This window comes from Microbacterium album (genome assembly GCF_014643695.1).
GTDB lineage: Bacteria > Actinomycetota > Actinomycetes > Actinomycetales > Microbacteriaceae > Microbacterium > Microbacterium album.
Window position 1 is genome coordinate 188,709 of sequence record NZ_BMJY01000001.1, and the last position, 23,107, is coordinate 211,815.

20 protein-coding genes are annotated in these 23,107 nt (G+C 68.5%); 19 read left to right on the forward strand and 1 reads right to left on the reverse strand.

The window, feature by feature from the left end; genetic code table 11:
* The first annotated feature begins 1 nt into the window (after position 1).
* The 9 genes from ilvN (at position 2) to IEX37_RS01080 (ending at position 8,118) form a co-directional block, all read left to right on the forward strand.
* The gene (gene ilvN / locus IEX37_RS01040; protein WP_188754391.1) at positions 2–511 is read left to right on the forward strand and encodes an acetolactate synthase small subunit; all 510 of its coding nucleotides are present in this window, start codon (positions 2–4) and stop codon (positions 509–511) included.
* Positions 512–550: 39 nt separating this feature from the next.
* The gene (gene ilvC / locus IEX37_RS01045) at positions 551–1,579 is read left to right on the forward strand and encodes a ketol-acid reductoisomerase (protein WP_188754392.1); all 1,029 of its coding nucleotides are present in this window, start codon (positions 551–553) and stop codon (positions 1,577–1,579) included.
* A gap of 184 nt (positions 1,580–1,763) precedes the next feature.
* Positions 1,764–2,474 (forward strand): HAD family hydrolase, encoded by a 711-nt coding sequence (locus IEX37_RS01050; protein ID WP_373286240.1) that lies wholly within the window; start codon positions 1,764–1,766, stop codon positions 2,472–2,474.
* Entirely contained in the window at positions 2,471–3,391 is a 921-nt protein-coding gene (locus IEX37_RS01055) for a phosphate/phosphite/phosphonate ABC transporter substrate-binding protein (protein ID WP_188754394.1), read from the forward strand. The genes IEX37_RS01050 and IEX37_RS01055 overlap by 4 nt, the downstream gene beginning before the upstream one ends.
* Before the next feature lie 63 nt (positions 3,392–3,454).
* Complete coding sequence (gene phnC, locus IEX37_RS01060; protein WP_188754395.1) at positions 3,455–4,297, forward strand: phosphonate ABC transporter ATP-binding protein; 843 nt, start codon at positions 3,455–3,457, stop codon at positions 4,295–4,297.
* A complete protein-coding gene (gene phnE, locus IEX37_RS01065) occupies positions 4,294–5,073 on the forward strand; it encodes a phosphonate ABC transporter, permease protein PhnE (RefSeq protein ID WP_188754396.1) in 780 nt (259 codons plus the stop codon). Before phnC ends, phnE (IEX37_RS01065) begins: the two co-directional genes overlap by 4 nt.
* Complete coding sequence (gene phnE, locus IEX37_RS01070; protein ID WP_229662992.1) at positions 5,070–5,906, forward strand: phosphonate ABC transporter, permease protein PhnE; 837 nt, start codon at positions 5,070–5,072, stop codon at positions 5,904–5,906. Before phnE (IEX37_RS01065) ends, phnE (IEX37_RS01070) begins: the two co-directional genes overlap by 4 nt.
* The gene (locus IEX37_RS01075; RefSeq protein WP_188754397.1) at positions 5,903–7,141 is read left to right on the forward strand and encodes a metallophosphoesterase; all 1,239 of its coding nucleotides are present in this window, start codon (positions 5,903–5,905) and stop codon (positions 7,139–7,141) included. The genes phnE (IEX37_RS01070) and IEX37_RS01075 overlap by 4 nt, the downstream gene beginning before the upstream one ends.
* Positions 7,142–7,227: 86 nt before the next feature.
* Entirely contained in the window at positions 7,228–8,118 is an 891-nt protein-coding gene (locus IEX37_RS01080; protein ID WP_188754398.1) for a MurR/RpiR family transcriptional regulator, read from the forward strand.
* A gap of 55 nt (positions 8,119–8,173) precedes the next feature.
* Here IEX37_RS01080 and IEX37_RS01085 read toward each other — a convergent pair whose 3' ends face one another.
* Positions 8,174–9,181, reverse strand: a complete 1,008-nt coding sequence (locus tag IEX37_RS01085) for a LacI family DNA-binding transcriptional regulator (protein ID WP_188754399.1) — start codon at positions 9,179–9,181, stop codon at positions 8,174–8,176.
* A gap of 194 nt (positions 9,182–9,375) precedes the next feature.
* On the opposite strand from IEX37_RS01085, the gene IEX37_RS01090 reads away from it, so the two are divergent.
* The 10 genes from IEX37_RS01090 (at position 9,376) to IEX37_RS01135 (ending at position 22,944) form a co-directional block, all read left to right on the forward strand.
* Positions 9,376–10,617 carry a sugar ABC transporter substrate-binding protein gene (locus tag IEX37_RS01090; protein ID WP_188754400.1) on the forward strand — a complete coding sequence of 414 codons (1,242 nt, stop codon included), beginning with the start codon at positions 9,376–9,378 and terminating at the stop codon, positions 10,615–10,617.
* Positions 10,618–10,633: 16 nt separating this feature from the next.
* Entirely contained in the window at positions 10,634–11,734 is a 1,101-nt protein-coding gene (locus IEX37_RS01095; protein WP_188754401.1) for a carbohydrate ABC transporter permease, read from the forward strand.
* On the forward strand, positions 11,731–12,612 hold the full coding sequence (locus tag IEX37_RS01100) for a carbohydrate ABC transporter permease (protein ID WP_188754402.1): 882 nt from the start codon (positions 11,731–11,733) through the stop codon (positions 12,610–12,612). The genes IEX37_RS01095 and IEX37_RS01100 overlap by 4 nt, the downstream gene beginning before the upstream one ends.
* Complete coding sequence (locus IEX37_RS01105) at positions 12,609–14,537, forward strand: glycogen debranching N-terminal domain-containing protein (protein WP_188754403.1); 1,929 nt, start codon at positions 12,609–12,611, stop codon at positions 14,535–14,537. The genes IEX37_RS01100 and IEX37_RS01105 overlap by 4 nt, the downstream gene beginning before the upstream one ends.
* Before the next feature lie 71 nt (positions 14,538–14,608).
* The gene (locus tag IEX37_RS01110) at positions 14,609–14,974 is read left to right on the forward strand and encodes a TraR/DksA family transcriptional regulator (protein WP_188754404.1); all 366 of its coding nucleotides are present in this window, start codon (positions 14,609–14,611) and stop codon (positions 14,972–14,974) included.
* Between the two features lie 120 nt (positions 14,975–15,094).
* Entirely contained in the window at positions 15,095–16,123 is a 1,029-nt protein-coding gene (locus IEX37_RS01115) for a restriction endonuclease (RefSeq protein ID WP_229662993.1), read from the forward strand.
* A gap of 120 nt (positions 16,124–16,243) precedes the next feature.
* Positions 16,244–17,824, forward strand: a complete 1,581-nt coding sequence (locus IEX37_RS01120; protein WP_188754406.1) for a type I restriction-modification system subunit M — start codon at positions 16,244–16,246, stop codon at positions 17,822–17,824.
* Positions 17,811–18,623 carry a hypothetical protein gene (locus IEX37_RS01125; RefSeq protein ID WP_188754407.1) on the forward strand — a complete coding sequence of 271 codons (813 nt, stop codon included), beginning with the start codon at positions 17,811–17,813 and terminating at the stop codon, positions 18,621–18,623. The genes IEX37_RS01120 and IEX37_RS01125 overlap by 14 nt, the downstream gene beginning before the upstream one ends.
* Positions 18,620–19,789 (forward strand): restriction endonuclease subunit S, encoded by a 1,170-nt coding sequence (locus IEX37_RS01130; protein WP_188754408.1) that lies wholly within the window; start codon positions 18,620–18,622, stop codon positions 19,787–19,789. The genes IEX37_RS01125 and IEX37_RS01130 overlap by 4 nt, the downstream gene beginning before the upstream one ends.
* Complete coding sequence (locus IEX37_RS01135; RefSeq protein WP_188754409.1) at positions 19,786–22,944, forward strand: type I restriction endonuclease subunit R; 3,159 nt, start codon at positions 19,786–19,788, stop codon at positions 22,942–22,944. The genes IEX37_RS01130 and IEX37_RS01135 overlap by 4 nt, the downstream gene beginning before the upstream one ends.
* Positions 22,945–23,107 lie beyond the last annotated feature (163 nt).

Here is a 23,107-nt window from a genome sequence, read left to right on the forward strand (position 1 = left end):
CATGACCACCCACGTGCTGAGCCTCCTCGTCGAGGACAAGCCGGGCCTGCTGACGCGCGTCGCAGGGCTGTTCGCCCGCAGGGGCTTCAACATCGAGTCGCTCGCGGTCGGCGTGACCGAGGTGCCGGGCCTGTCCCGCATCACGGTCGTCGTCGACGTGGACCAGCTGCCCCTCGAGCAGGTCACGAAGCAGCTCAACAAGCTGATCAACGTCCTGAAGATCGTGGAGCTGGACCCCGCGACGAGCGTGCAGCGCGAGCACGTGCTCGTCAAGGTGCGCGCCGACAACCAGACCCGCTCGAACGTGATCGAGGTCGTGAACCTGTTCCGTGCGAGCGTCGTCGACTACGCCTCGGACGCCCTCGTGATCGAGATCACGGGAGACAAGGGCAAGATCGACGCGTTCCTCCGCGCGATCGAGCCGTTCGGGATCCGCGAGCTCGCCCAGTCCGGCCTGCTCGCCCTCGGCCGCGGCAGCAAGTCCATCACCGAGCGCGTCCTGCGCAGCTGACTTCAACGAGACCCCAACCCACCAAGGAGAACCACCACCGTGAGCACCGAGATCTTCTACGACGCCGATGCCGACCTCTCGCTCATCCAGGGCAAGAAGGTCGCGATCGTCGGATACGGGTCGCAGGGACACGCACACGCCCAGAACCTGCGCGACTCGGGCGTCGAGGTCGCGATTGCGCTGAAGGACGGCTCGAAGTCCGCGCCGAAGGCTCAGGAGGAGGGCTTCGAGGTCAAGAACGTCGCCGACGCCACCGCGTGGGCCGACCTCATCATGATCCTCGCGCCGGACCAGCACCAGCGCTCGATCTACTCCGAGTCGATCGCCCCGAACCTCGCGCCCGGCAAGACCCTCGCCTTCGCCCACGGCTTCAACATCCGCTTCGGCTACATCGACGCCCCCGACGGCGTGGACGTAATCCTGGTGGCGCCCAAGGCCCCCGGCCACACGGTGCGCCGCGAGTTCGTCGCGGGCCGCGGCATCCCGGACATCATCGCGGTCGAGCGCGACGCGTCGGGTCAGGCGTGGGACGTCGCGCTGTCGTACGCCAAGGCGATCGGCGGGACGCGCGCGGGCGTGATCAAGACGACGTTCACCGAGGAGACCGAGACCGACCTGTTCGGCGAGCAGGCCGTGCTGTGCGGTGGCATGAGCCACCTCGTGCAGGCCGGCTTCGAGGTGCTCACCGAGGCGGGCTACCAGCCGCAGATCGCCTACTTCGAGGTGCTGCACGAGCTCAAGCTCATCGTCGACCTCATGTGGGAGGGCGGCATCGCCAAGCAGCGCTGGTCGATCTCCGACACGGCCGAGTTCGGCGACTACGTCTCGGGCCCCCGCGTCATCGACGCCGGCGTCAAGGAGCGCATGAAGGAGGTCCTCGCCGACATCCAGTCGGGTGCCTTCGCCCAGCGCTTCATCGAGGACCAGGACAACGGCGCGAAGGAGTTCCTCGCGCTGCGCGAGAAGGAGCAGGGTCACCCCATCGAGGCGACCGGCAAGGAGCTGCGTGCCCTGTTCGCCTGGAAGTCCCAGGACGAGGACTACGTCGAGGGAAGCGCCGCGCGCTGACCCGCGCCACAGACCGCTCTACCTGAGCCGGAACAAGGCCCCCGCACCCAGAAGGTGCGGGGGCCGCTCCGTTTCCCGCTGCCGCGCGGAGTTTACGTATCGTTCACGTCCCCGTGGTCATTTCGTCTATGTAAGTGAAATACCGTAGACGCAACGTCCACAGCGGGAGAGCATCATCGACACCATCGTCTTCGACTTCGACGGGACCGTGGCCATCGGGCCCGGGCCGGTCCTCGCCTATGCGCGACACGTCGAGCGCGTGCTCGGTGCGGCACGCGGCTTCGAGCTCCGCGTCGCCGCCGAGATCGTGACGGCCGAGGAGCGCGGCGCGTATCCCGTCTCGGTGCTCGACGGCTACGACCTCGTGCGGCAGCACGCCCTGGCTGCGGGCGCGACCGACGAGCAGATCGAGCTGGCATACCGGGCCAGCCGCTCGCAGCTCGGCAGCGGGCAAGCCCCCGTGGCCGTGCCACGGGGCATCGCGGCCCTGCTCGAGGAGCTGCGCGGGCGCGTGCGCGTCGCGCTGGTGACGAACGCGCCCGCGACCGGGCTGGACGGCGTCCTCGACGCGCTCGGCCTCGGCGGCGGCTTCCACGAGGTGCACGCCTCGGCCGGGAAGCCCGCCGGCCTGCGTGAGCTCGCCGCCGCCTGGTTGGCCGAGGGGCGCGTGCTCAGCATCGGCGACATCTGGGTGAACGACCTCGAGCCGGTCCACGCGCTCGGCGGCGACACGGCGCTGGTCGGTTCGCCCCCCGACGGCGCGACGCCGACCTTCGCCGGTCAGAACCTGCCCGCGCTCTATCCCGACATCCGCCGCTGGGCCTCGTCCGCGCCGGACCACGACCTTCCCTCCTCCCACCCCGCCACATCCAACGAGACGGAGCCCACCCGATGAACACCAGGAAGCTGACCCGAACGCTTCTGCCCGCCGCCGCGGTCCTCGCGCTCGCGCTGTCCGGCTGCGCCGGCGGCGGCCAGAGCGCCGACGAGGACGAGCCGCTCGTCCTGCAGTTCGTGCCGACCCGCACCGACAGCGACATGCAGGCACAGGCCCAGCCGCTGGCCTCCCTGCTGTCCGACGAGCTCGGGCGCGAGGTGCAGGTGACGATCGCGACCGACTACTCCACGATCATCGAGGCGATGGCGGCCGGACAGGTCGACATCGGCATCATGCCGCCGGCGACGTACGTGCTGGCGCACGACCAGGGCGCCGCCGAGGTGCTCCTGCAAGCGCAGATCCCGGCGATGGACCCCGACACCGCGACGCCGACCGACATGCTGGTCGACAGCTTCCGCGGCGAGATCGTCGTGCGGGCCGACAGCGGCATCGAGAGCCTCGAGGATCTTCGCGGCGCGACGATCGCGGCGCAGAACGCGGCCAGCGCGAGCGGCTACATCTTCCCCGTCGTCGAGCTGGCGGACGCCGGCCTCGACATCCACGAGGACCTCACCATCACGACCGTCGCGGGCATCGACTCCGCGATCCTGGCCGTGCTGAACGGCGACGTCGACGCCGCGTTCGCGTTCGAAGGCGGCCGCGTGCTGCTGCTGAGCGAGATCCCCGACATCACCGAGCAGGTCTCGGTGCTGTACCTGACCGAGAACCGCATCCCGAACGACGCGATCGCGGTGCAGCCCTCGATGGACGCCGACCTGAAGCAGCAGGTCAAGGACGCGTTCCTCGCCATCGCGGCGGATCCCGAGGGTCACGAGATCGTGTCGAGCCTGTACTCGCACCAGGGTTACGCCGAGGCCGACCAGGCGGCGTACGACATCGTGCGAGAGTACACCGAGCGCGCCGGCGACCTGTGAGCGCGAGGGGCCGGGCGGTCATCGCCGCCCGGCCCCTCCGCTCCGCGAGAGAAGAGACGACGGATGATCACGTTCCAGGGCGTCGGGAAGACGTATCCCAACGGCGTGCGCGGGCTCCACGACATCGACCTGACGGTCGAGCGCGGCGAGTTCGTCGCCGTCATCGGCCTGTCCGGGGCCGGAAAGTCCACGCTGCTGCGCACCATCAACCGGCTCGCGGACGTCACGGAGGGCGAGGTCCTCGTCGAGGGTGAGGCCGTCAGCCGCGCCACCGGACGTCGCCTGCGTCGCCTGCGCAGCCGCATCGGCATGGTCTTCCAGGGCTTCAACCTGGTGGGCGTCAGCAGCGTGCAGCGCAACGTGATCGTCGGGCGCCTCGCGCACCGGCCCTCGTGGCTCGGCACGCTCGGCCTGTTCGGGCGCGAGGACTACGCGCTCGTGCGGGACGCGCTCGACCGCGTCGGGCTCGCGGAGAAGATCCACACGCGCGCCGATCAGCTCTCGGGCGGACAGCAGCAGCGCGTGGCGATCGCGCGGGCCCTCGTGCAGCAGCCGGCCATCCTGCTCGCCGACGAGCCCGTGGCGTCGCTCGATCCGGTCAGCACCGACCGCGTGATGTCGGACCTCCGGCGCGTGAGCGAGCAGCTCGGCCTGACGGTGCTGACGAGCCTCCACTCGGTTCCGCTGGCGCGCCGCTGGGCGACGCGCATCATCGGGATGCGCGGCGGTGAGGTCGTGTTCGACGGCTCGCCGCAGGAGGCGACGGACGAGCGGCTGAGCGAGATCTACGGGGAGGAGTACCGCGCGCTCGCCCTGCAGGGACAGTCGGCGCCGGCAGCCCCCGCTCCCGAGGCGGACGCCGGTCCGGAGGTGGACCCGGCCGCCACCACGCGGGGCCTGCTGTGAGGCTGTCGGACACGATCCATCGGCGGCTGCCCCTGCACCTCGCCTTCGCCGCCGCCTTCGTCCTCCTGCTCGCTCTGAGCGGCGCCACCGTCGGGGCCGACACGGGACGCCTCTTCGGCAACCTGGATCGCGCGGGCAACGTGATCGGCCGGATGCTGAGCCCGGACTGGTCCTTCCTCCCGTCCGTGCTCCCCGCCCTGCGCGAGACGGTGCAGATGGCGATCGCCGGCACGGCGCTCGGCACCGCCCTCGCCCTGCCCGTGAGCTTCCTCGCGACCACCACCGTGAGCGGCAGCCGCGTCGTCACGTCCGCGGTGCGCGCCGTCCTCAACATCATCCGCACGATCCCCGACGTGCTCGTGGCGTCGCTCCTGGTGGCCCTCGTGAGCATCGGCCCCTTCACGGGAATGCTCGCCATCACGGTGTTCACGTTCGGGTTCATCAGCAAGCTCTTCTACGAGGCCATCGACACGATCCACCACGGGCCGGTCGAGTCGCTCGCCTCGGTCGGGGCGACGCGCCCGCAGATCGCGGTCCACGCGGTGCTTCCCCAGATCATGCCCAACGTCGTCAGCTACACGCTCTACGTGCTCGAGATCAACGTGCGCGCCTCGATCGTGCTCGGGATGGTCGGCGCCGGCGGCGTCGGCGTGCCGCTGCAGTCGGCCATGGGTCTGACCCGCTACGACAGGGTGGCGGTCATCGTCATCGCCGTGTTCGCCGTGGTGCTCGTGATCGACGCCGTGAGCGCCTGGGCGCGAAGGAGGATGCTGTGACCGCGCTGCACGACGGGAAGGCGAGCGCCCCCGCGACCCCCGCGCCCGCCCGTCGCTCGCCGTGGCTACACCCGGGCCGCATCGCGATCGCCGTCGCGGTGGTCGCGCTGCTGGTGTGGGCCTTCCAAGGCATCGGCTTCCGGGGGCTGGGCGCCTCCTGGCCGCAGGTGCTGGCGGCGATCGGCCGCGGCTTCGCCGAGCCGGACTGGGCGTACGTCTACGACGGCAGCGGCGAGGATCTGCTGAGCGCGCTGCTCGTCACGGTCGCGATCGCGTTCTTCGGGACGGTCCTCGCGGTGTTCTTCGCCGCGCCCCTGGCGTTCCTCGCCGCGCGCCGCCCGGGGATCCGGCGGATCCTGCTGCCCGGCGTGACGGGCGTGGGCCTGACGGTCCTGCGCACGTTCCCCGACCTGATCCTGGCGGTCATCTTCGTCGTGATCGTCGGCCCCGGGCCCTTCGCGGGCGCCCTGGCGATCGGCGTGGGCTCGATCGGCATGCTCGGGCGTCTCTTCGCGGAGGAGATCGAGAAGCTCCCACCGGGGCCCGACGAGGCGCTCACGGCGGCCGGCGCCGCCCGCGCCCACGTGCTCGTGTACGCCCAGCTGCCGCGCCTCGTGCCGCACTTCCTGTCGCTCGCGCTGAACCGTTTCGAGATCTCCGTGCGCTCGGCCGCGATCCTCGGCATGGTGGGAGCGGGAGGCATCGGCACGCCCATCCTGTTCGCGGTGAGCTCGCGCAGCTGGGACCGCGTGGCGATCATCCTGCTCGGCGTCGTCGTGACCATCACGCTCATCGACGCCGTATCGGGTGCCCTGCGAAGGAGACTGCGATGAGAGCCGACGGCACGCTCACCGTCTACGCGACGAGCGATCTGCACGCGCACGTCCAGCGCCCCGACGGCGGAATCGCCGCGGTCGCCGCGCACATCCGCGGCGCCGGGAGCGAGCGGTCGCTGTGGATCGACAACGGCGACACCCTGAGCGGGTCGGCGGTCGGCGCGTTCCTCTCCGGCCGCGCGGAGGATCATCCGATCCTTCCGGCTCTGGAGGACGCCGGGCTCGACGTGGGCGTGCCGGGCAACCACGACTTCGACCACGGCGCGGCGGTGCTGGCCCGCCGTGCGAGCGCGCTGCGGCGCGCCGCGTACGTGTGCGCCAACGTCCGCACGGCAGCGGGGGAGACGCTCTTCCCGCCGTCGACCGTGCTCGACCGCGCCGGACTGCGCATCGGGATCATCGGGGCCGTCACGGGTCACCTGCAGCGCCTCACGCGCTACGACGCGGTCGTCGACGTCACGGTGGCCGATCCGCTCGCGGCCGTGACGGCCGAGGCCGAGCGGCTGCGCGGGGACGTCGACGTGCTGCTGCTGAGCTACCACGGCGGCTTCGAGGCCGACCCCGTCAGCGGCAGGCCCACGCAGTACGACACGGGCGAGGACCAGGCGGCGCGGCTGCTCGCGTCCGTGCCGGGGCTCGACGGCCTCATCGCGGGGCACCAGCACCGCGTCGCCGCGGGCGTCGCCCCGGGCGCGACCGGACCCGTCGCCTATGTGCAGCCCGGCTATGCGGGCGAGCGCATCGGCGTGCTCCGCTTCACGGTGAGCGACGGCGCGGTGGTCTCGCGAAGCGCCGAGACCGTCGTGCCCGCCGCCCCCGCGGACGCGGTGGCGCTCACGGCGGAGCACGCCGCGGCCCGGCGCTGGCTGGACACCGCGAGCGGGCTGGACGAGGACGCGATCCATCGCATCGTGGGCGCCCGCACCGGGGCGTCCGTCACCGTGCTGCAGCTTCCGGGCGGGTCCCCGACCTGGGCGGAGCTGTCGGCCGCGCTGCCCCCGCCGTACGGCGTGGAGCGCTACCGGATGCCCCGGGCCGAGCTCGCCGCCGCCCTCGCGCGGGCGCCCGAGGGCGTGAGCGTGCGCGGGCTGGATCCGGACCCGGCCGGGTGGCCGCTCCACGTCGATGTCGTGGCGAGCGCCGCGCTGCGCGGCGGCCTGCTGCCCGAGGGGCGCGTGCAGGACGCACGCCCGTACGACTGGCTGGACGAGCTGGTGACGACGGCGGGGTGACCGCCGAGGGTGACGTCCGTCGCTGAGCCGGACGCCGCCGACGCACACGCGCTACCGTGTAGACGCCCGAACGGGGAAGGAGCCAGATGACGGTCGGATCCGAGGAGAGCACCCCGGCGGTGCGCATCGCCGCTGTCCGCAACGAGCTGCGTCCGGCCGAGCTGCGCATCGCCGAGGCGCTGCAGGCCGATCCGGCGACCGCCGTCGAGTCGACCGCGCAGGAGTTCGCCGACCGGCTCGGCGTCGCGCGTTCGTCGGTCATCCGCACGTGCCAGAAGCTCGGCTACACGGGCTGGCCGCGGTTGCGCGTCGCCCTTGCCCGGCAGATCGCGCTCGCCGCGCCGGCGCGGCCCGCGCTGGGCGACCAGACGGGGCTGGGTGCCATGCGCGCCGAGATCGACCGGTTCGCCGCGCTCCTGCCGCAGACGCTCGCCCTCCTGGCCGAGGACGTGGTCGAGCGCGTCGTCGCGGCGCTCGTCAGCGCGCGGCGCGTGCTGTGCGTCGCGAACGGGCTGTCCAGCCCGCTCGCCCTGGACCTGGCGATGCGCCTGACCGCGGCCGGGCGGCAGACGGACGTCCTGCAGGACGCCTTCGGCCAGCAGGTCGCCGCGCGCCACCTGGGCGAAGAGGACGTGCTGGTCGTCATCAGCGGCTCCGGTGCCAACGAGCTGAGCCTGCGCGCCGCCGCGGCGGCCCGGCGGGGCGGCGCGCGCGTGATCGCCGTCACCTCCTTCGCGTCCTCGCCGCTCATGCAGCACGCCGACGACGCGCTCGTCGTCGCCTCCGTGCACGAGTCCTTCCGCGACGAGCTCGAGTACACCTCGCGCATCGCGCACGCCGTGCTGCTGCACGCCCTGGTGCCCCTCGTCGTCGAGCGCCTCGGGCCGTCCGCTCGAGCCGCGCGCACGAGCGTGCTCGAGGTGCTGGGCGCAAACCTCAGCGACGAGCACGCGAGCGAGGACGCCTCCCGGGGCTGAGCGCGGGGGACGCCGCGCGTCGGCGCCGTTCGGTGCGGAGCCCGGTGCGGGGTGCTCAGCGCACGATGAGGCGCGGCTCGACGAGCACGTGGGCCGCGCCGGGCTCGGCGACGCGCGACGTCACGACGCTGCCGGTCGGGCCCATGAGCAGCTCGAGCGCCCCCGCCGCCACGGCCTCAGGCAGCTGCTCGACGCTGCTGATCTCCAGCGCCTCGGCCGTGGGCGTGTTGTCGAAGCCGACGAGCGGGAGGTCCGGTCGGCCCGCCGCCGTCGCGGCGAGATGGGCCCCGATCGCGAGCGCGTCGCTCGCGCAGACGAGCGCGTCGAGGGTCATGCCCGCCGCCAGCGCCTCCGCGACGGCCCGGCGGGCCTCCGCGACGCTCTCCTCCGCGGTGAGCCGGACGGGAGCGCGGCCGGCCGGCATCGCCTCGCGCCAGCCGCGTTCGCGATCGTCGCCGGTGCCGGAGCCCTCGGGCCAGCCCAGGAACGCGACGTCGGGGCCTGCGTGGGCGAGCGCCCAGTGCGTCGCCTGGCGCGTGCCGGCAGCGCCGTCGACATCCACCCACAGGTGGGCGGGGTCGTCCAGATCGTCGGCGCCCCAGGGGCGGCCGAACGAGACGAACGGCGTGCCGCGGCGGGCCAGCCACGTCGTGCGCGGGTCGTCGCGGAACGTGCCCGTGACCACGACCGCGTCGATCTCGCCGCCGTCGAGGAGGTCCCGCATCCGCTCGATCTCCTGCTGCGCCTCGCGCGCGGCGTACAGCTGCACTCGCATGCCGCGTGCGTCCGCGTGCTCGGTGAGGGCGTGCACGAAGCGGTCGAGGACCGTGCCCGAGATCCCGCCCGCATATGGGTTGAGTCGGATGCCGATCGTCGAGCTGCGGCGCGTGCGCAGCTGACGCGCTGCCGCGTGGGGGCGATAGCCGAGGTCGGCGATCGCGCGCTGCACCCGTTCGCGCGTCGCCGGCCGGACGATCTCGGGGGCGTTGAGCACGTTCGACACCGTCTGTCGGGAGACGCCGGCGGCCCGTGCGACGTCCTCGACCGTGGGTGCCTTCGCCACTGTCCCGTCCTCTCGTCATCGCTGGGGACCGACCGTCATCCTATGGCGCCGCCCGGCGGTGCGCGCGCCGCGCCGGCTTGACACGCGCGGTGCCGGTGCTAGCGTGGATGATCGTACTTGAACGTTCAAATTCCGGGAAGACCGGCACCGACCTGCCACATCACACGGCCTGGCTCATCAAAGGAGAAGAGACAATGACACGGCACACCACACGGAGGGCGCTGGGCATCGGCGCGCTCCTCGCGTCGGGGACGATGGTCCTCGCCGCCTGCGGCTCGGGCTTCGACGACACCGCGGACACCGCCGACCCCACGGAGGGCGGCGGTGGGCTCACGATCCTCATCGGATCGTCCGGCGACGCGGAGACCCAGGCCGTCCAGGCCGCCGTCGACGCGTGGTCGCAGGAGTCGGGCGTGAGCGCGACCGTGCAGGCCGCCAACGACCTGCCGCAGCAGCTGTCCCAGGGTTTCGCCGCGGGCACGCCGGCGGACGTGTTCTACCTGGCACCCGAGGCGATCGCCGGCTACGCCGGGAACGGCTCTCTCGCCGCCTACGGCGACCAGCTGGCGAACAAGGACGACTTCTATCCGTCGCTCGTGGAGAACTTCACGTTCGAGGACGAGTTCTACTGCGCGCCGAAGGACTTCTCGACACTCGCGCTCGTGATCAACACGGGCCTGTGGTCGGAGGCGGGGCTCACCGAGGACGACTACCCGACGACGTGGGAGGAGCTGGCGGACGTCGCGCAGCAGCTCACCACGGACGGCCGCGTGGGACTTGCGTTCAGCGCCGAGTACCAGCGCGTGGGCGTCTTCATGGCGCAGGCCGGTGGCGGACTCGTCGTCGACGGCGAGGCGGTCGCCGACAGCGAGGAGAACGTCGAGGCGCTGGAGTACGTTAAGACGCACCTCGAGGACGGCTCGTTCGCGTTCGCTCCCGACCTGGGCGCGGGCTGGGGTGGCGAGGCGTTCGGCGCCGAGAGCGCGGCCATGGTGATCGAGGGCAACTGGATCACGGGCGCGCTCGCGAACGACTATCCGGACCTGGAGTACACGGTCGTGCCGCTCCCGGCCGGTCCGGGCGGACAGGGCACGCTGCAGTTCACGAACTGCTGGGGCGTGGCCGCGGACAGCCCGAACCAGGAGCAGGCGCTCGACCTGATCGAGTTCCTCACCAGCACCGACCAGCAGCTGGCGTTCTCCGAGGCGTTCGGCCCCATGCCGTCGATCCAGTCGGCCGCGGACGCGTGGTCGGAGGCCAACCCCGAGCTGACCGCTTTCCTCGAGGGGGCCGAGTACGCCCAGTTCCCGCCGAACCAGGCCGGGGCCGCCGACGTGATCGGCGACTTCAACGCGCAGCTCGAGTCGCTCCGCACGGGCGACCCCGCCGCGATCCTCGGCTCGGTCCAGGCGAACCTCGAGGCGATCGTCGAGTAAGACGACCGCTCGCACCATGACTGATCGCACCGCACGCTCTCGCCGCGCCGCGCCCTCGGGCATTCGGCGCGGCGAGAGCGCCGCCGGCTGGCTGTTCACCCTCCCGGTGATCGTCATCCTCGGCACGTTCCTCCTGGTGCCCGTGCTCATGGCGCTGTGGGTGAGCCTGTCGGACTGGACGGGGCGCGGCAGCCCGTTCTCGTCGGGCGTGGGCTTCGTCGGGCTCGACAACTACGCCGCCGTGACCACGGGCGGCGGGCTCGCCGAGCGCGACTTCGGCATCGCGCTGCGCAACAACGCCTGGTATGCGCTGCTCGTCGTGCCGCTGCAGACCGCGCTGTCGCTGTTCCTCGCGGTGCTCGTCAACCGCGCCGTCCTGCGCGGACGCGGGATCTTCCGCACCGCGTTCTACTTCCCGTCGGTCACGAGCTCGGTCGCGATCACGGTGCTGTGGCTGTTCCTGTTCTCGACGTCCGGCGTCGTCAACCAGGTGCTGTCGTGGATCGGCATCGCCGGGCCGAACTGGTTCAACGACCCCAGCGGCGTCTTCCACAACCTGCTCGCGGGCGTGGGGGTGCAGTCGGGACCCGCTGCGCTGATGGAGAACCGGTTCCTCGGCGTGTCCTGGTGGGACTGGCTGGGCGGGCCGTCGGTGGCGATGTTCGCCTTCATCCTCATGGGGGTGTTCACGACCTCCGGGACGTTCATGCTGCTGTTCCTCGCCGCGCTGCAGAACATCGGCGGCGAGGTGCAGGAGGCCGCGATGGTGGACGGCGCGACCGGCTGGCAGCGCTTCTGGCGCGTGACGCTGCCGCAGCTGCGCCCGACCCTGTTCACGGTGCTGACCCTGGGGCTGATCGGCTGCTGGCAGGTGTTCGACCAGATCTACACCGGCACGCAGGGCGCGCCGGGCAAGACGACCCTCACGCCCGCATACCTCAGCTATCAGTCCGCGTTCCTGTCGCAGGAGTGGGGCCGCGGCGCCGCGATCGCGTTCATCCTGTTCGGGATCATCGTGATCCTGACGATCCTGCAGCGCTGGCTGCTGCGCGACCGGCCCGTGTCGCGGCGCCGGATGCGGCTCTACGAGGTCGCCACGGGCGGTGGTTCGCGATGAGCGCCGTGACGTCCACGCCGCGTCCCGCCGGGCCGCGCCGGCGCCGGCTCCGCACCGCGGGACCGTCGCAAATCCTGCTGTACCTGCTGCTGATCGCGATCGCGATCGTGTACGTCTATCCCTTCCTCGTGCAGGTCGCGACGTCGTTCAAGACCGACGCCGAGGCGGCCGCGTCGGCGACCTCGCTGTTCCCGGCGACGTTCACGTGGGCGGCGTACGAGCGGCTGTTCCTGAACTCGGACTTCCCGGCCTGGTTCGCCAACTCGACGGTCGTGACCGTGCTGGTCACGCTCGGCCGGGTGTTCTTCAACTCGCTCGCCGGGTACGCGCTGGCCCGCCTGCGTTTCCGCGGTCGCGGCCTGATCTTCGCCGCGCTGGTCGCGGTCATGTCGGTGCCGGCCGTGGTCCTGCTGATCCCGAAGTTCCTCGTGATCAACCAGCTCGGCATCTACGACTCGTACGCGGGCATGGTGCTGCCGCTGCTCGTGGACGCCGCGGGCGTGTTCATCATGAAGAACTTCTTCGAGTCGATCCCCGTCGCGGTGGAGGAGCAGGCCCGCATCGACGGCGCGGGGATCTTCCGCACGTTCTGGTCGGTCGTGCTACCCATGGCCCGGCCCGCCCTCATCACGATCGTGATCCTGTCGTTCCAGGGCTCGTGGAACGAGCTGAGCCACTTCATCGTGTCGACGCAGTCGCCGGAGCTGACGACCCTCACGAAGGGCGTCGCGTCGCTCGCCAGCGGGCAGCTCAGTCAGGGCAGCCAGTATCCGCTCAAGCTCGCGGCGGCCGCGATCATGACGATCCCCGTCGCCGTCCTGTTCTTCATCTTCCAACGCCGCATCATGAACGCCAGTGAAGGAGCCGTCAAGGAATGAACTCCGACCCCCGAGGGGCGCAGCTGCTGCTCCAGCCCCTGCTCGATGACGCCATCATCGCGCTCCGCGCACCCACGCAGGTGTGGTCCGGGCGTGACGGCGACCTGGGAGGGGCGGCGATCGACGGCGTCTTCCACGGCGACGTGCGGCACATCCGCGCGATCGAGTCGACGTGCGACGAGTCCCGGATCGAGTGGATCTCGCTGTCGTCGCACGGATCGTCGCGCGTGGTGTTCGCGGGGCTGTTGCGGGGCCTGGACGAGGAGTCGGTCGCCGATCCGCGCGTGCGGCTCGTGCGCGACCGGCGCGTGGACGGACGGGCGGTGACCGAGACCTGGTCGCTGCGCAACGGCCGCGACGTGCCCGTGGCGACGACGCTGCGCATGCGGATCGCGCCGGAGTTCGCCTCGCTGCACGAGGTGAAGGCGGGGGGATCGACGGCCGCCGAATTCGTCGTGACGGGCGAGGACGACCGCATCGTCGTCAGCGCCGGCGCGCAGAGCTTCACGCTGACGGCGCCGGGCGCGCGCGTGGAGCCCGAGGCCGGCGCGGTCGTGGTGTCGTGGCGCATCGAGGCGGCCGCCCGCAGCGAGGTACACGTATCCTGGGACGTCGCGCTCCACGACGACACCCTCGTGGTCGAGCCGGCGAGCCGGCCCGTGTCGTGGGACGCGTCGGAGGTCGCCGCCGGCGTCGCGCAGCGCCATCCGCGGCTCGCGCGCTGGCTCGAGACCGCGCTCGGCGACCTGGACGCGCTGCGCCTGGCCCTGCCGGGCCATCCCGAGGACGAGTTCTACGCGGCCGGCGCGCCGTGGTTCTTCACGCTGTTCGGCCGCGACTCGATCTGGGCCGCGCGCCTGATGCTGCCGCTCGACGCGGCGATCGCCGCGTCGACGCTGCGCGTGCTCGCGCGGCTGCAGGGCGACGTCGACGACGCAGCCACTGCGCAGGAGCCCGGCAAGATCCTGCACGAGCTGCGCTCGTCCGCGCTCGAGATCCCGGGCGAGAACGTCTCGCTGCCCCCGCTGTACTACGGCAGCGTGGACGCCACGCCGCTGTGGGTGTGCCTGCTCGCGGACGCCTGGCGGGCGGGCATGCCCGAGGACGAGGTGCGCCCGCTGATCCCGACGTTGCTCCGCGCGCTCGGCTGGCTGATGGAGTACGGCGACAGCGACGGCGACGGGTTCATCGACTACATCGATCGCACGGGCACCGGGCTGGCGAACCAGGGCTGGAAGGACTCGGGCGACTCGATCCAGTGGCGCGACGGCCGCCTCGCCGAGGGACCCATCGCGCTGTGCGAGGTGCAGGGATACGCGTACGAGGCCGCCCTCGGGGGCGCGGCACTCCTGGAGCACTTCGGCGGCGGGGAAGGCGCCTGCACGCCGACCGCCCTGCGCGAGTGGGCGGGCGCCCTGCGTTCCCGCTTCGCGGACGCCTTCTGGGTCCGCACGCCCGAGGGCCGTTACCCTGCCGTCGCGCTCGACCGGCACAAGCGCCCCGTGGACACGCTCACGAGCAACATCGGTCACCTCATCGGCACGGGCATCCTGGAGCCGGACGAGGAGCGCCACGTCGCCGACCTGCTGCTGGGGGAGTCGATGCTGTCGGGCTTCGGCATCCGCACCATGTCGACCGAGGCGGCGGGGTACTGGCCGCTGTCGTACCACGGCGGCAGCGTGTGGACGCACGACACCGCGATCGCCGTGCACGGCATGGTGCGCGCGGGCCTGGAGCAGGCGCGCCGCGTGGTCGACGGCATGCTCGACGCCGCGGAGGGCTTCGTCTACCGCGTGCCCGAGCTGCACAGCGGCGACCCCCGCCTGGAGACCTCGGTGCCGACGCCGTACCCCGCCGCCTGCCGCCCGCAGGCCTGGTCGGCCGCCGCGGCGGTGACGGCGCTGACGGCGGTCGAGGAAGGGTAGCGCCCCGGCTGGCCGGGACTGCTCGCCGGCCGGCTGGGAATGCGGACGGGGCGGGTCGCGCTGAACTGGGTATGGAGCACCCCGTCCTTTCCGGTTCGCTCGTCGCCGAGCTGCGCGCAGCCCTGGTCGATCAGCGCCGCGCGGTGGAGCGCACGCTGGCCGCCCGCGCGGCCGACCTCTCGGGCGTGGCCTCCGCCCGCGGCGACGCGACCGCGGACGACGAGCACGACCCCGAGGGTGCGACGCTGTCGGGGGAGTGGTCGCGCCTGGCCGGCCTCAGTGCGGCGGCACGCCGCGAGCTGACGGACATCGACGCGGCGCTCGCCCGCCTCGACGCGGGCGAGGCCGGCGTGTGCGAGTCATGCGGCGAACCGATCCCGGAGGGCCGCCTGCGGGCGCGCCCCACGGCGACGCGGTGCGTCGTCTGTGCGACGTGAGGCTCCAGGCTTGCGGGCGCACAGGCAACGTCGGCGAGACTGCGTTGCCATGCGCGTCGAGGCTGAGCCGATAGTGTCGTTTCGGCTGGGAGAAGGGAGCGTGCGGTGGCAAGGGCGTGGGTGATCAGGGCCGGCCGTTACGGTGAGCGCGAGGACTGGGCGCTTGAGCATGGGTTTTCGGGCGGCGGATGGTCGGAGCTACCGGACCTGACACCGTACGAATCGCGCGAGCAGATCGCTGAACTCGTGGCCAGGGTTCACGCGGACAACCCCAAGGCGCACGCGAACTACACCGGCCAGCTCTACGCACTACGCTCACGCGTGCAGCCTGGCGACCTGCTCGCGTTGCCGTTGAAGAGTGGTAGCGGCACGATCGCGCTCGGCAGGGTCACTGGCGGTTACCGGTACCTCGGAGATGACATGCCCGCGGATCGCCGCCACGTGGTGGAGGTGGATTGGAGGGTCACGGACCTGCCGCGGACCGCGGTCAAGCAGGACCTCCTCTATACGCTTGGGAGCGCGCTGACGATCTTCGCTCCGTCGCGGGGCGCGGCGGAGGAGCGCCTGGAGGCGCTGATGCAGACGGGCGCGGATCCCGGGCAGCTCGCGATCACCAGCTCGTCGAAGGCGACCCGGGCGGCGACGAATGACGACGATGTCGATGACCCGGAGACGCAGACTGATCTGCTCGAGGTTGCTCGCGACAGGATTATGACGCGCATCTCGGAGGAGTTCGTGGGCGACGGACTGGAGGTCCTCGTCGCGGCGATCCTCGAAGCCGAGGGATTCGTGTGCAGGAAGTCGCCGATCGGCGCGGACCGCGGGATCGACGTGATCGCCGGTCGCGGCGTGCTCGGCATGGACTCGCCTCGCGTGGTTGTGCAGGTGAAGTCGGGCGGGCAGGTGTCGGACGCCGTCGTCCGTGACCTGAGCGGCGTCGTCCACGAGCAAGGCGCTGATCACGGGCTGCTTGTCGCGTGGGGCGGACTCACGAGGCCGGCAAAAGACACGGTGTACAAGCAACAATTCCGCCTCAGAGCCTGGACCGCCGAAGAAGTCGTCGACGCCGTGCTCCGCACGTACGATCGCCTGCCGGACGACATCCAGTCGCGTCTTCCGCTCAAGCGAGTGTGGGTCCTGGCGGACTGACACCTCGTCGTTCGTGGATCTCGTCTGAGGTCCGTGAGAGTATCCCTCAGTTACCCGGACACATCGATCCGAGGAGCCGCGAGTCACCCGCGAGCACCATCCCCCAAGGAGCAGACCCGCATGACCCCTACAACAAAGGAAGCCCAGCGCGCTGAGCTGCACAAGGCGATCTGGCGTATCGCCAACGACCTACGCGGCTCGGTGGACGGGTGGGACTTCAAGAGTTACGTGCTCGGCATGCTCTTCTACCGGTTCATCTCCGAGAACCTCACCGCATACATCAACAGGGGAGAGCACGACGCCGGCGACGAGTCCTTCGACTACGCGAAGCTGCCCGACGACGAGGCGGAGTTCGTCCGGCGTGACGTCGTTGCGGAGAAGGGCTTCTTCATCCTCCCGAGCGAGCTGTTCGTCAACGTGCGCCGTCGTGCCGCTCACGACGAGAACCTCAACGAGACGCTGGAGCGGGTGTTCAAGAACATCGAGGGTTCCGCGCTCGGCACCGACTCCGAGGATGACCTGAAGGGGTTGTTCGACGATCTCGACGTCAACAGCAACAAGCTCGGCTCCACCGTCGCCCGTCGCAACGAGAAGCTCGTGAAGCTGCTGGATGCCATCGGCGACCTGCCGCTGGGCCGCTTCGAGGACAACTCGATCGACCTGTTCGGCGACGCCTACGAATACCTGATGCAGATGTACGCCGCGAACGCGGGCAAGTCTGGCGGTGAGTACTACACGCCGCAGGAGGTCTCCGAGCTGCTGGCGCGCATCGCGGTCTCGGGCAAGAAGTCCGTCAACAAGGTCTACGACCCGGCCGTCGGCTCGGGCTCGCTGCTGCTGAAGTTCGCCAAGGTGCTCGGCAAGAACAACGTCCGCCAGGGGTTCTACGGCCAGGAGATCAACCTGACCACGTACAACCTGGCGCGGATCAACATGTTCCTGCACGACATCAACTACGCCGACTTCAACCTCGCCCACGGCGACACCCTGACCGAGCCAGCCCACCGGGATGACGAGCCGTTTGAGGCGATTGTCTCCAACCCCCCGTACTCGATCCGCTGGGACGGAGACGCGGATCCGCTGCTCATCAACGACGATCGGTACGCGCCGGCAGGCGTGCTGGCGCCGAGATCGAAGGCCGACCTCGCCTTCACAATGCACATGCTCAGCTGCCTAGCCGTCAACGGCACCGCTGCGATCGTCGAGTTCCCTGGGGTGCTGTACCGCGGGGGAGCGGAGCAGAAGATCCGCAAGTACCTGATCGACAACAACTACGTCGACGCCATCATCCAGCTGCCGCCAGACCTCTTCTTCGGCACCACCATCGCGACCTGCATCCTGGTGCTCAAGAAGTCGAAGAAGACCAGCGATGTCCTGTTCATCAACGCCTCTGGCGAGTGCAAGCGCGTGGGCAACAAGAATAAACTGCTACCGGGCAACCAGCAGAACATCCTCAGCGCCTACGAGCTCCGCGAGGACGAAGACCACTTCGCCAAGCTGGTGAGTAACGAGGACATCGCGGCCAATGGCTACAACATCGCCGTGTCGTCCTACGTCGAGGCTGAGGACACGCGCGAGGTCGTGGACATCCAGGCGCTCAATGCCGAGATCGCGCGCATCGTCGCGCGTCAGACTGAGCTGCGCAGCTCTATCGACGAGATCGTCGCTGATCTGGAAGCGGGTGGACATGCGGCTGTCTGAATTGCTTTCAAAAGCACCGAGCGTCATCTCCGCGCAGGTCGAAGGCTTTCTTGACGATCGCCCGCTCGCCTGGGGCAAGCACAAGAAGATCAAAGTGGGCAAGATATTCCACAACTTCCATTGCCGCGGCTGTGGTGATGTGCGTACCTTCGAATCGGGTGAGGAGCTCTACTGTCTCGGTTTAGGTGCTGAGCAGATCAGCATCGACGCAACGTTGCGATGTATGGTCTGTAAGGCCTCTGTGGAAGCTTGGTTTCTCGTCAGTGCTGACGAGAACATCTCTGGGCGCGCCCCCGAAGTCCGCGTTGACCGCTATGCCGAGAACCTTCGAGATCGGGCGGACCGAATTGGAGCTGTCGACGGTCCCTTCGCGGACCTTGTCAAACGTGCTCAGCTAGCCTACGAGTGTGGCCTCGGCGCGGGCGCTGTCATTTATCTGCGCAAGATCTTCGAGAAGATCACATGGGAAGTTGCCGACCTCGTCGGGGTGGAGACCAAGAAGCCAAACGGCAACCCTCGTCCGTTCGCTGCTGTGCTCAAGGAGGTGAACGATCAGCGAATGATCATCCCGCAGCGGTTTTCGAGTGATGGATACCATCTATTTAGTGAACTTAGTGGGATCATTCACGGTGACTCAAGCGAGACGGAGGCGCTAGAGAAGTTCAAGCCGTGTCTTCAGCTCGTGCTCGGCGTTGTTGAGGAGGTTAGCCGGGACAATAAGGTCGCCAAGGCGATCGAGGACCTTGGTTGGAACGTCGACGTAATCAACGCAATCGCCGAAAAGGAGGACGCCGCATGAATCGCCTCGGTGAGCTTATCTCGGAACTTGCGCCGAGCGGTGTGCCGTATCTTGCTCTGGGTGACGTCGCTCGCTATTCAGACACGCGGGTGAATGCGTCTGAACTTGACGAGACGAACTTCGTTGGCGTTGGCAACTTGGTCGCAGATAAGGGCGGTCGTGTCGACGCGAGCCACCCGCCGAACAGCGCGCGTCTGACTGCGTACGAGCCGGGCGACATTCTCATAGGCAACATCCGTCCATATCTTAGGAAGGTCTGGCGCGCGACGAACGCGGGGGGCTGTAGCGGGGATGTCCTCGCTATTCGTATCGCGCAAGAGTGTCGCGAATCACTTAATTCTAAGTTCCTCTACTACTTGTTGTCCTCCGACGGATTCTTCGCGTACAACATGCGACACGCGAAAGGTGCCAAGATGCCACGCGGCGATAAGCTAGCCATCTTGAGTTTTCGAATTCCCGTCCCGCCTATCGAGATTCAGCGCGAAATTGTGGCAGTATTGGATAGGTTCACTCAGCTGGAAGCGGAGCTCGCAGCGCAGCTCGCAGTGGAGCTCGCAGCGCGGCGCGCTCAGTACTCGTATCATCTGCGGTCTGCTGTTTTGCCCGCAGGTGATATAGCTTGGACGACGCTTGGCCAGGCCACGCTCAACCACGATCGGAAGCGGAGGCCCGTCACGCGAGCTGACCGTCAGGACGGTGAGTTCCCATACTATGGTGCGAATGGTATTCAAGACTACGTCCACGACTTCCTCTTCGACGGAACCTTCCTACTCGTCGGTGAAGATGGAAGCGTAAAGAACCGGGATGGGACTCCGATTCTCAATTGGGCTTCGGGTAAGATCTGGGTGAACAACCATGCGCATGTGCTGACTGCTGCGAGCGAAGAGTTTAATCTGCGCTATCTGTACTACTACCTGGCGACGGTAGACGTTACGGCGTACGTCACTGGCGGCACCCAACCGAAAATCAATCAGCGGAATCTGAACAAGATTCCTGTGCCCGTTGTGCGGCGAGAGTTTCAGGACCGGGTCGTCATCATGCTGGATAAGTTCGACGCCCTCGTCAATGACATCAGTAACGGTCTCCCGGCTGAGCTCGCTGCGCGTCGTAAACAATACGAGTACTACTGCGACCGCTTGCTGACCTTCAAGGAGCTCGCGGCATGAGTGACGCGCCTGCTCGCAAGTACGACCCGATCGCCGTCTCCGCCGAGAGCACAGTTGTCGCTGAGTACGTTCCGGATGCTCCCGTCGAGTATGCCTACCAGTCGGAGGCCGCGCTCGAGCGGGAGATGATCCGTCTGCTCGAGGCGCAGGCGTACGAGTATCTGCCGGTGAGCTCCGAGGCGCAGCTCGTCGCTAACCTCCGTTCCCAGCTTGAGGCGCTCAACAACTTCACGTTCTCGGATGCCGAGTGGGACGTGTTCTTCTCGACGCGCATTGCCGGGCGCAACGACGGCATCGTCGAGAAGACCCTGCGCATCCAGGGAGACCACGTCCAGACCCTCAAGCGGGATGACGGGGCGACCAAGAACATCTCCCTCATTGACAAGAAGAACGTCCACAACAACCGTCTGCAGGTCATCAACCAGTACGAGATGGCCAAGGGCGACGAGCGCGACGGCGGCGGCAACTATGCCAACCGCTACGACGTGACCGTGTTGGTCAATGGCCTCCCGATGGTCCATGTCGAGCTGAAGCGCCGCGGCGTCGACATCCGTGAGGCGTTCAACCAGATCGACCGCTATCAGCGCGACAGCTTCTGGGCGGGCTCCGGCCTCTTTGAGTATGTGCAACTGTTCGTCATCAGCAACGGCACGCTGACGAAGTACTACTCCAACAGCACCCGCGCCAAGCACCTCAAGGAAGCGAGCGCCAAGCCTGGCCGCGGCAAGCAGTCGAGCAACTCGTTCGAGTTCACCTCGTGGTGGGCGGACGCGCAGAATAGGCCGATCCAGGATCTGACGGCCTTCGTCAAGACGTTCTTCGCCAAGCACGCTCTGCTCAACATCCTCACGAAGTACTGCGTGCTGACGGTCGACCGTGACCTGCTGGTCATGCGCCCGTACCAGATCGTGGCGACCGAGCGGATCCTGCAGAGGATCGCGATCGCTACCAACTACAAGAAGCTCGGCACGATCGAAGCCGGTGGCTATGTCTGGCACACCACAGGCTCGGGCAAGACCCTGACTTCGTTCAAGGCCGCGCAGCTCGCCTCAAAGCTGCCAGACGTCAGCAAGGTGCTCTTTGTCGTCGACCGCAAGGACCTCGACTACCAGACTATGCGCGAGTACGACCGGTTCGAGAAGGGGGCCGCCAACTCGAACGCGTCGACGGCGGTCCTCAAGGCGCAGCTGGAGGATCCGAACGCTCGGATCATCATCACGACGATCCAGAAGCTCGCCACGTTCATCAAGGCGAACAAGGGGCACGAGATCTACTCAGGCCACGTCGTGATCATCTTCGACGAGTGCCACCGCTCGCAGTTCGGCGACATGCACGCGGCCATCACGAAGGCGTTCAAGCGCTACAACCTGTTCGGTTTCACCGGCACCCCGATCTTCGCCGCCAACGCGGACACGGGCGGCAACCCGACGCTTCGCACCACGGCGCAGGCGTTCGGCTGCTTCCTGCACGGCGACCCCGCGACGTGCCCGCCTGAGGCGCACCAGATGGCCATCCACACCTACACGATCGTCGACGCGATCACCGACAAGAACGTGCTGCCGTTCAAGATCGACTACGTCAACACTGTGAAGGTCGGCACCGTCATCGACAAGCAGGTGCCCGCCATCGACGCCGAGAAGGCGCTGCTGGATCCGCGCCGCATCCGCGAGATCGTGAAGTACACGCTCGAGCACTTCGACCAGAAGACCAAACGCGACGTCGCCGGCTACGAGCACTCAATCGTCACCAACGTCGCCGAGTCTGTCCGTGCCCGCCGGGCAATCGAAGCCATCCGCGAGAAGAAGCGAGTCCGGGGCTTCAACGCCCTGTTCGCGACGGCATCGATCGATGCTGCGCGTCGCTACTACAACCAGTTCCAGATCCAGATGGAGGAGCTGCCGGCCGATCGGCGCCTGAAGGTTGGGCTAATCTTCTCCTACGGAGCCAATGACGCAGTCGACGACGGGATCCTCGACGACGAGGCGTTCGAGACCGACGCCCTGAGCATGGACGTTCGAAGCTTCCTCGAGGACGCCATCCAGGACTACAACCACATGTTCGGGACGAGCTATGACACAAGCTCGGACAAGTTCCAGAACTACTACAAGGACCTGTCGCAGCGGATGAAGAACCGCGAGATCGACCTGGTCATCGTCGTGAACATGTTCCTCACCGGCTTCGATGCCACCACGATGAACACCCTGTTCGTCGACAAGAACCTCCGCGCTCACGGCCTTATTCAGGCCTACTCGCGCACCAACCGCATCCTCAACTCCGTCAAGACTTACGGGCACATCGTCGCCTTCCGCGACCTTGAGGAGGAGACCAACGCTGCGCTCGAGCTGTTCGGCAACAAGGACGCTCGCGGCGTCGTGCTGCTCAAGCCGTTCGGTGACTACTACACCGAGTACGCCGACAAGGTCACCGAGCTGCTCGAGAACTTCCCGCTCGGACAGCAGATCATCGGCGAGGCCGCGCAGAAGCAGTTCATCCAGCTGTTCGGCGCCATCCTGCGCCTGCAGAACATCCTGACCTCGTTCGATGAGTTCGCCGACCAGGACCCACTCACCGAGCGGCAGCACCAGGACTACCGCAGCGTCTACCTCGATCTCTACGCCGAGTGGCGCCCCAAGACCGACGGCGACAAGGAACTGATCAACGACGATGTCGTCTTCGAGATCGAGCTCGTCAAGCAGGTCGAGATCAACGTCGACTACATCCTCATGCTCGTCGAGAAGTACCGCAGTTCGTTCGGCGACGGAGAGAACAAGGAGATCCGCGCCGAAATCGCGCGCGCCGTCGACGCGAGCCCGAGCCTGCGCAGCAAGCGTGACTTGGTCGAGAACTTCGTCGACTCGGTTTCTGTGGACGGCACGGTCGATGAGCAGTGGAGTGCGTTCGTTGCTGCGAAGCGCGAGGCGGAGCTCAACGCGATCATTGAGCAGGAGAACCTCAAGCCTGACCAGACGCGTGAGTTTGTCGATACTGCGTTCCGAGATGGCCAGCTGCGGACGACGGGCACCGAGATCACACGCATCCTGCCGCCTGTGTCCCGCTTCAACCGGGTCGCTGGCCACGGCGAGAAGAAGAAGCGCGTCGTCGAGGCCCTGGCGCGGTTCTTCGAGCGGTTTGCAGGACTCGGGACTGGGGACTAGGAGCACCGTGAGGATCGCGAGCGCAGCGATTCACAGCCACCGCCGCTCTGTTCTGGCCCGCTTCCTCGGCTAACTCCGCCCGGGAAACACCCACCCCACCGACGCGCGTCCCTCTGGTATCCTGAAGCGTCACGCGTGTGCGTGGGGTCCGGCGTCGCCGGGC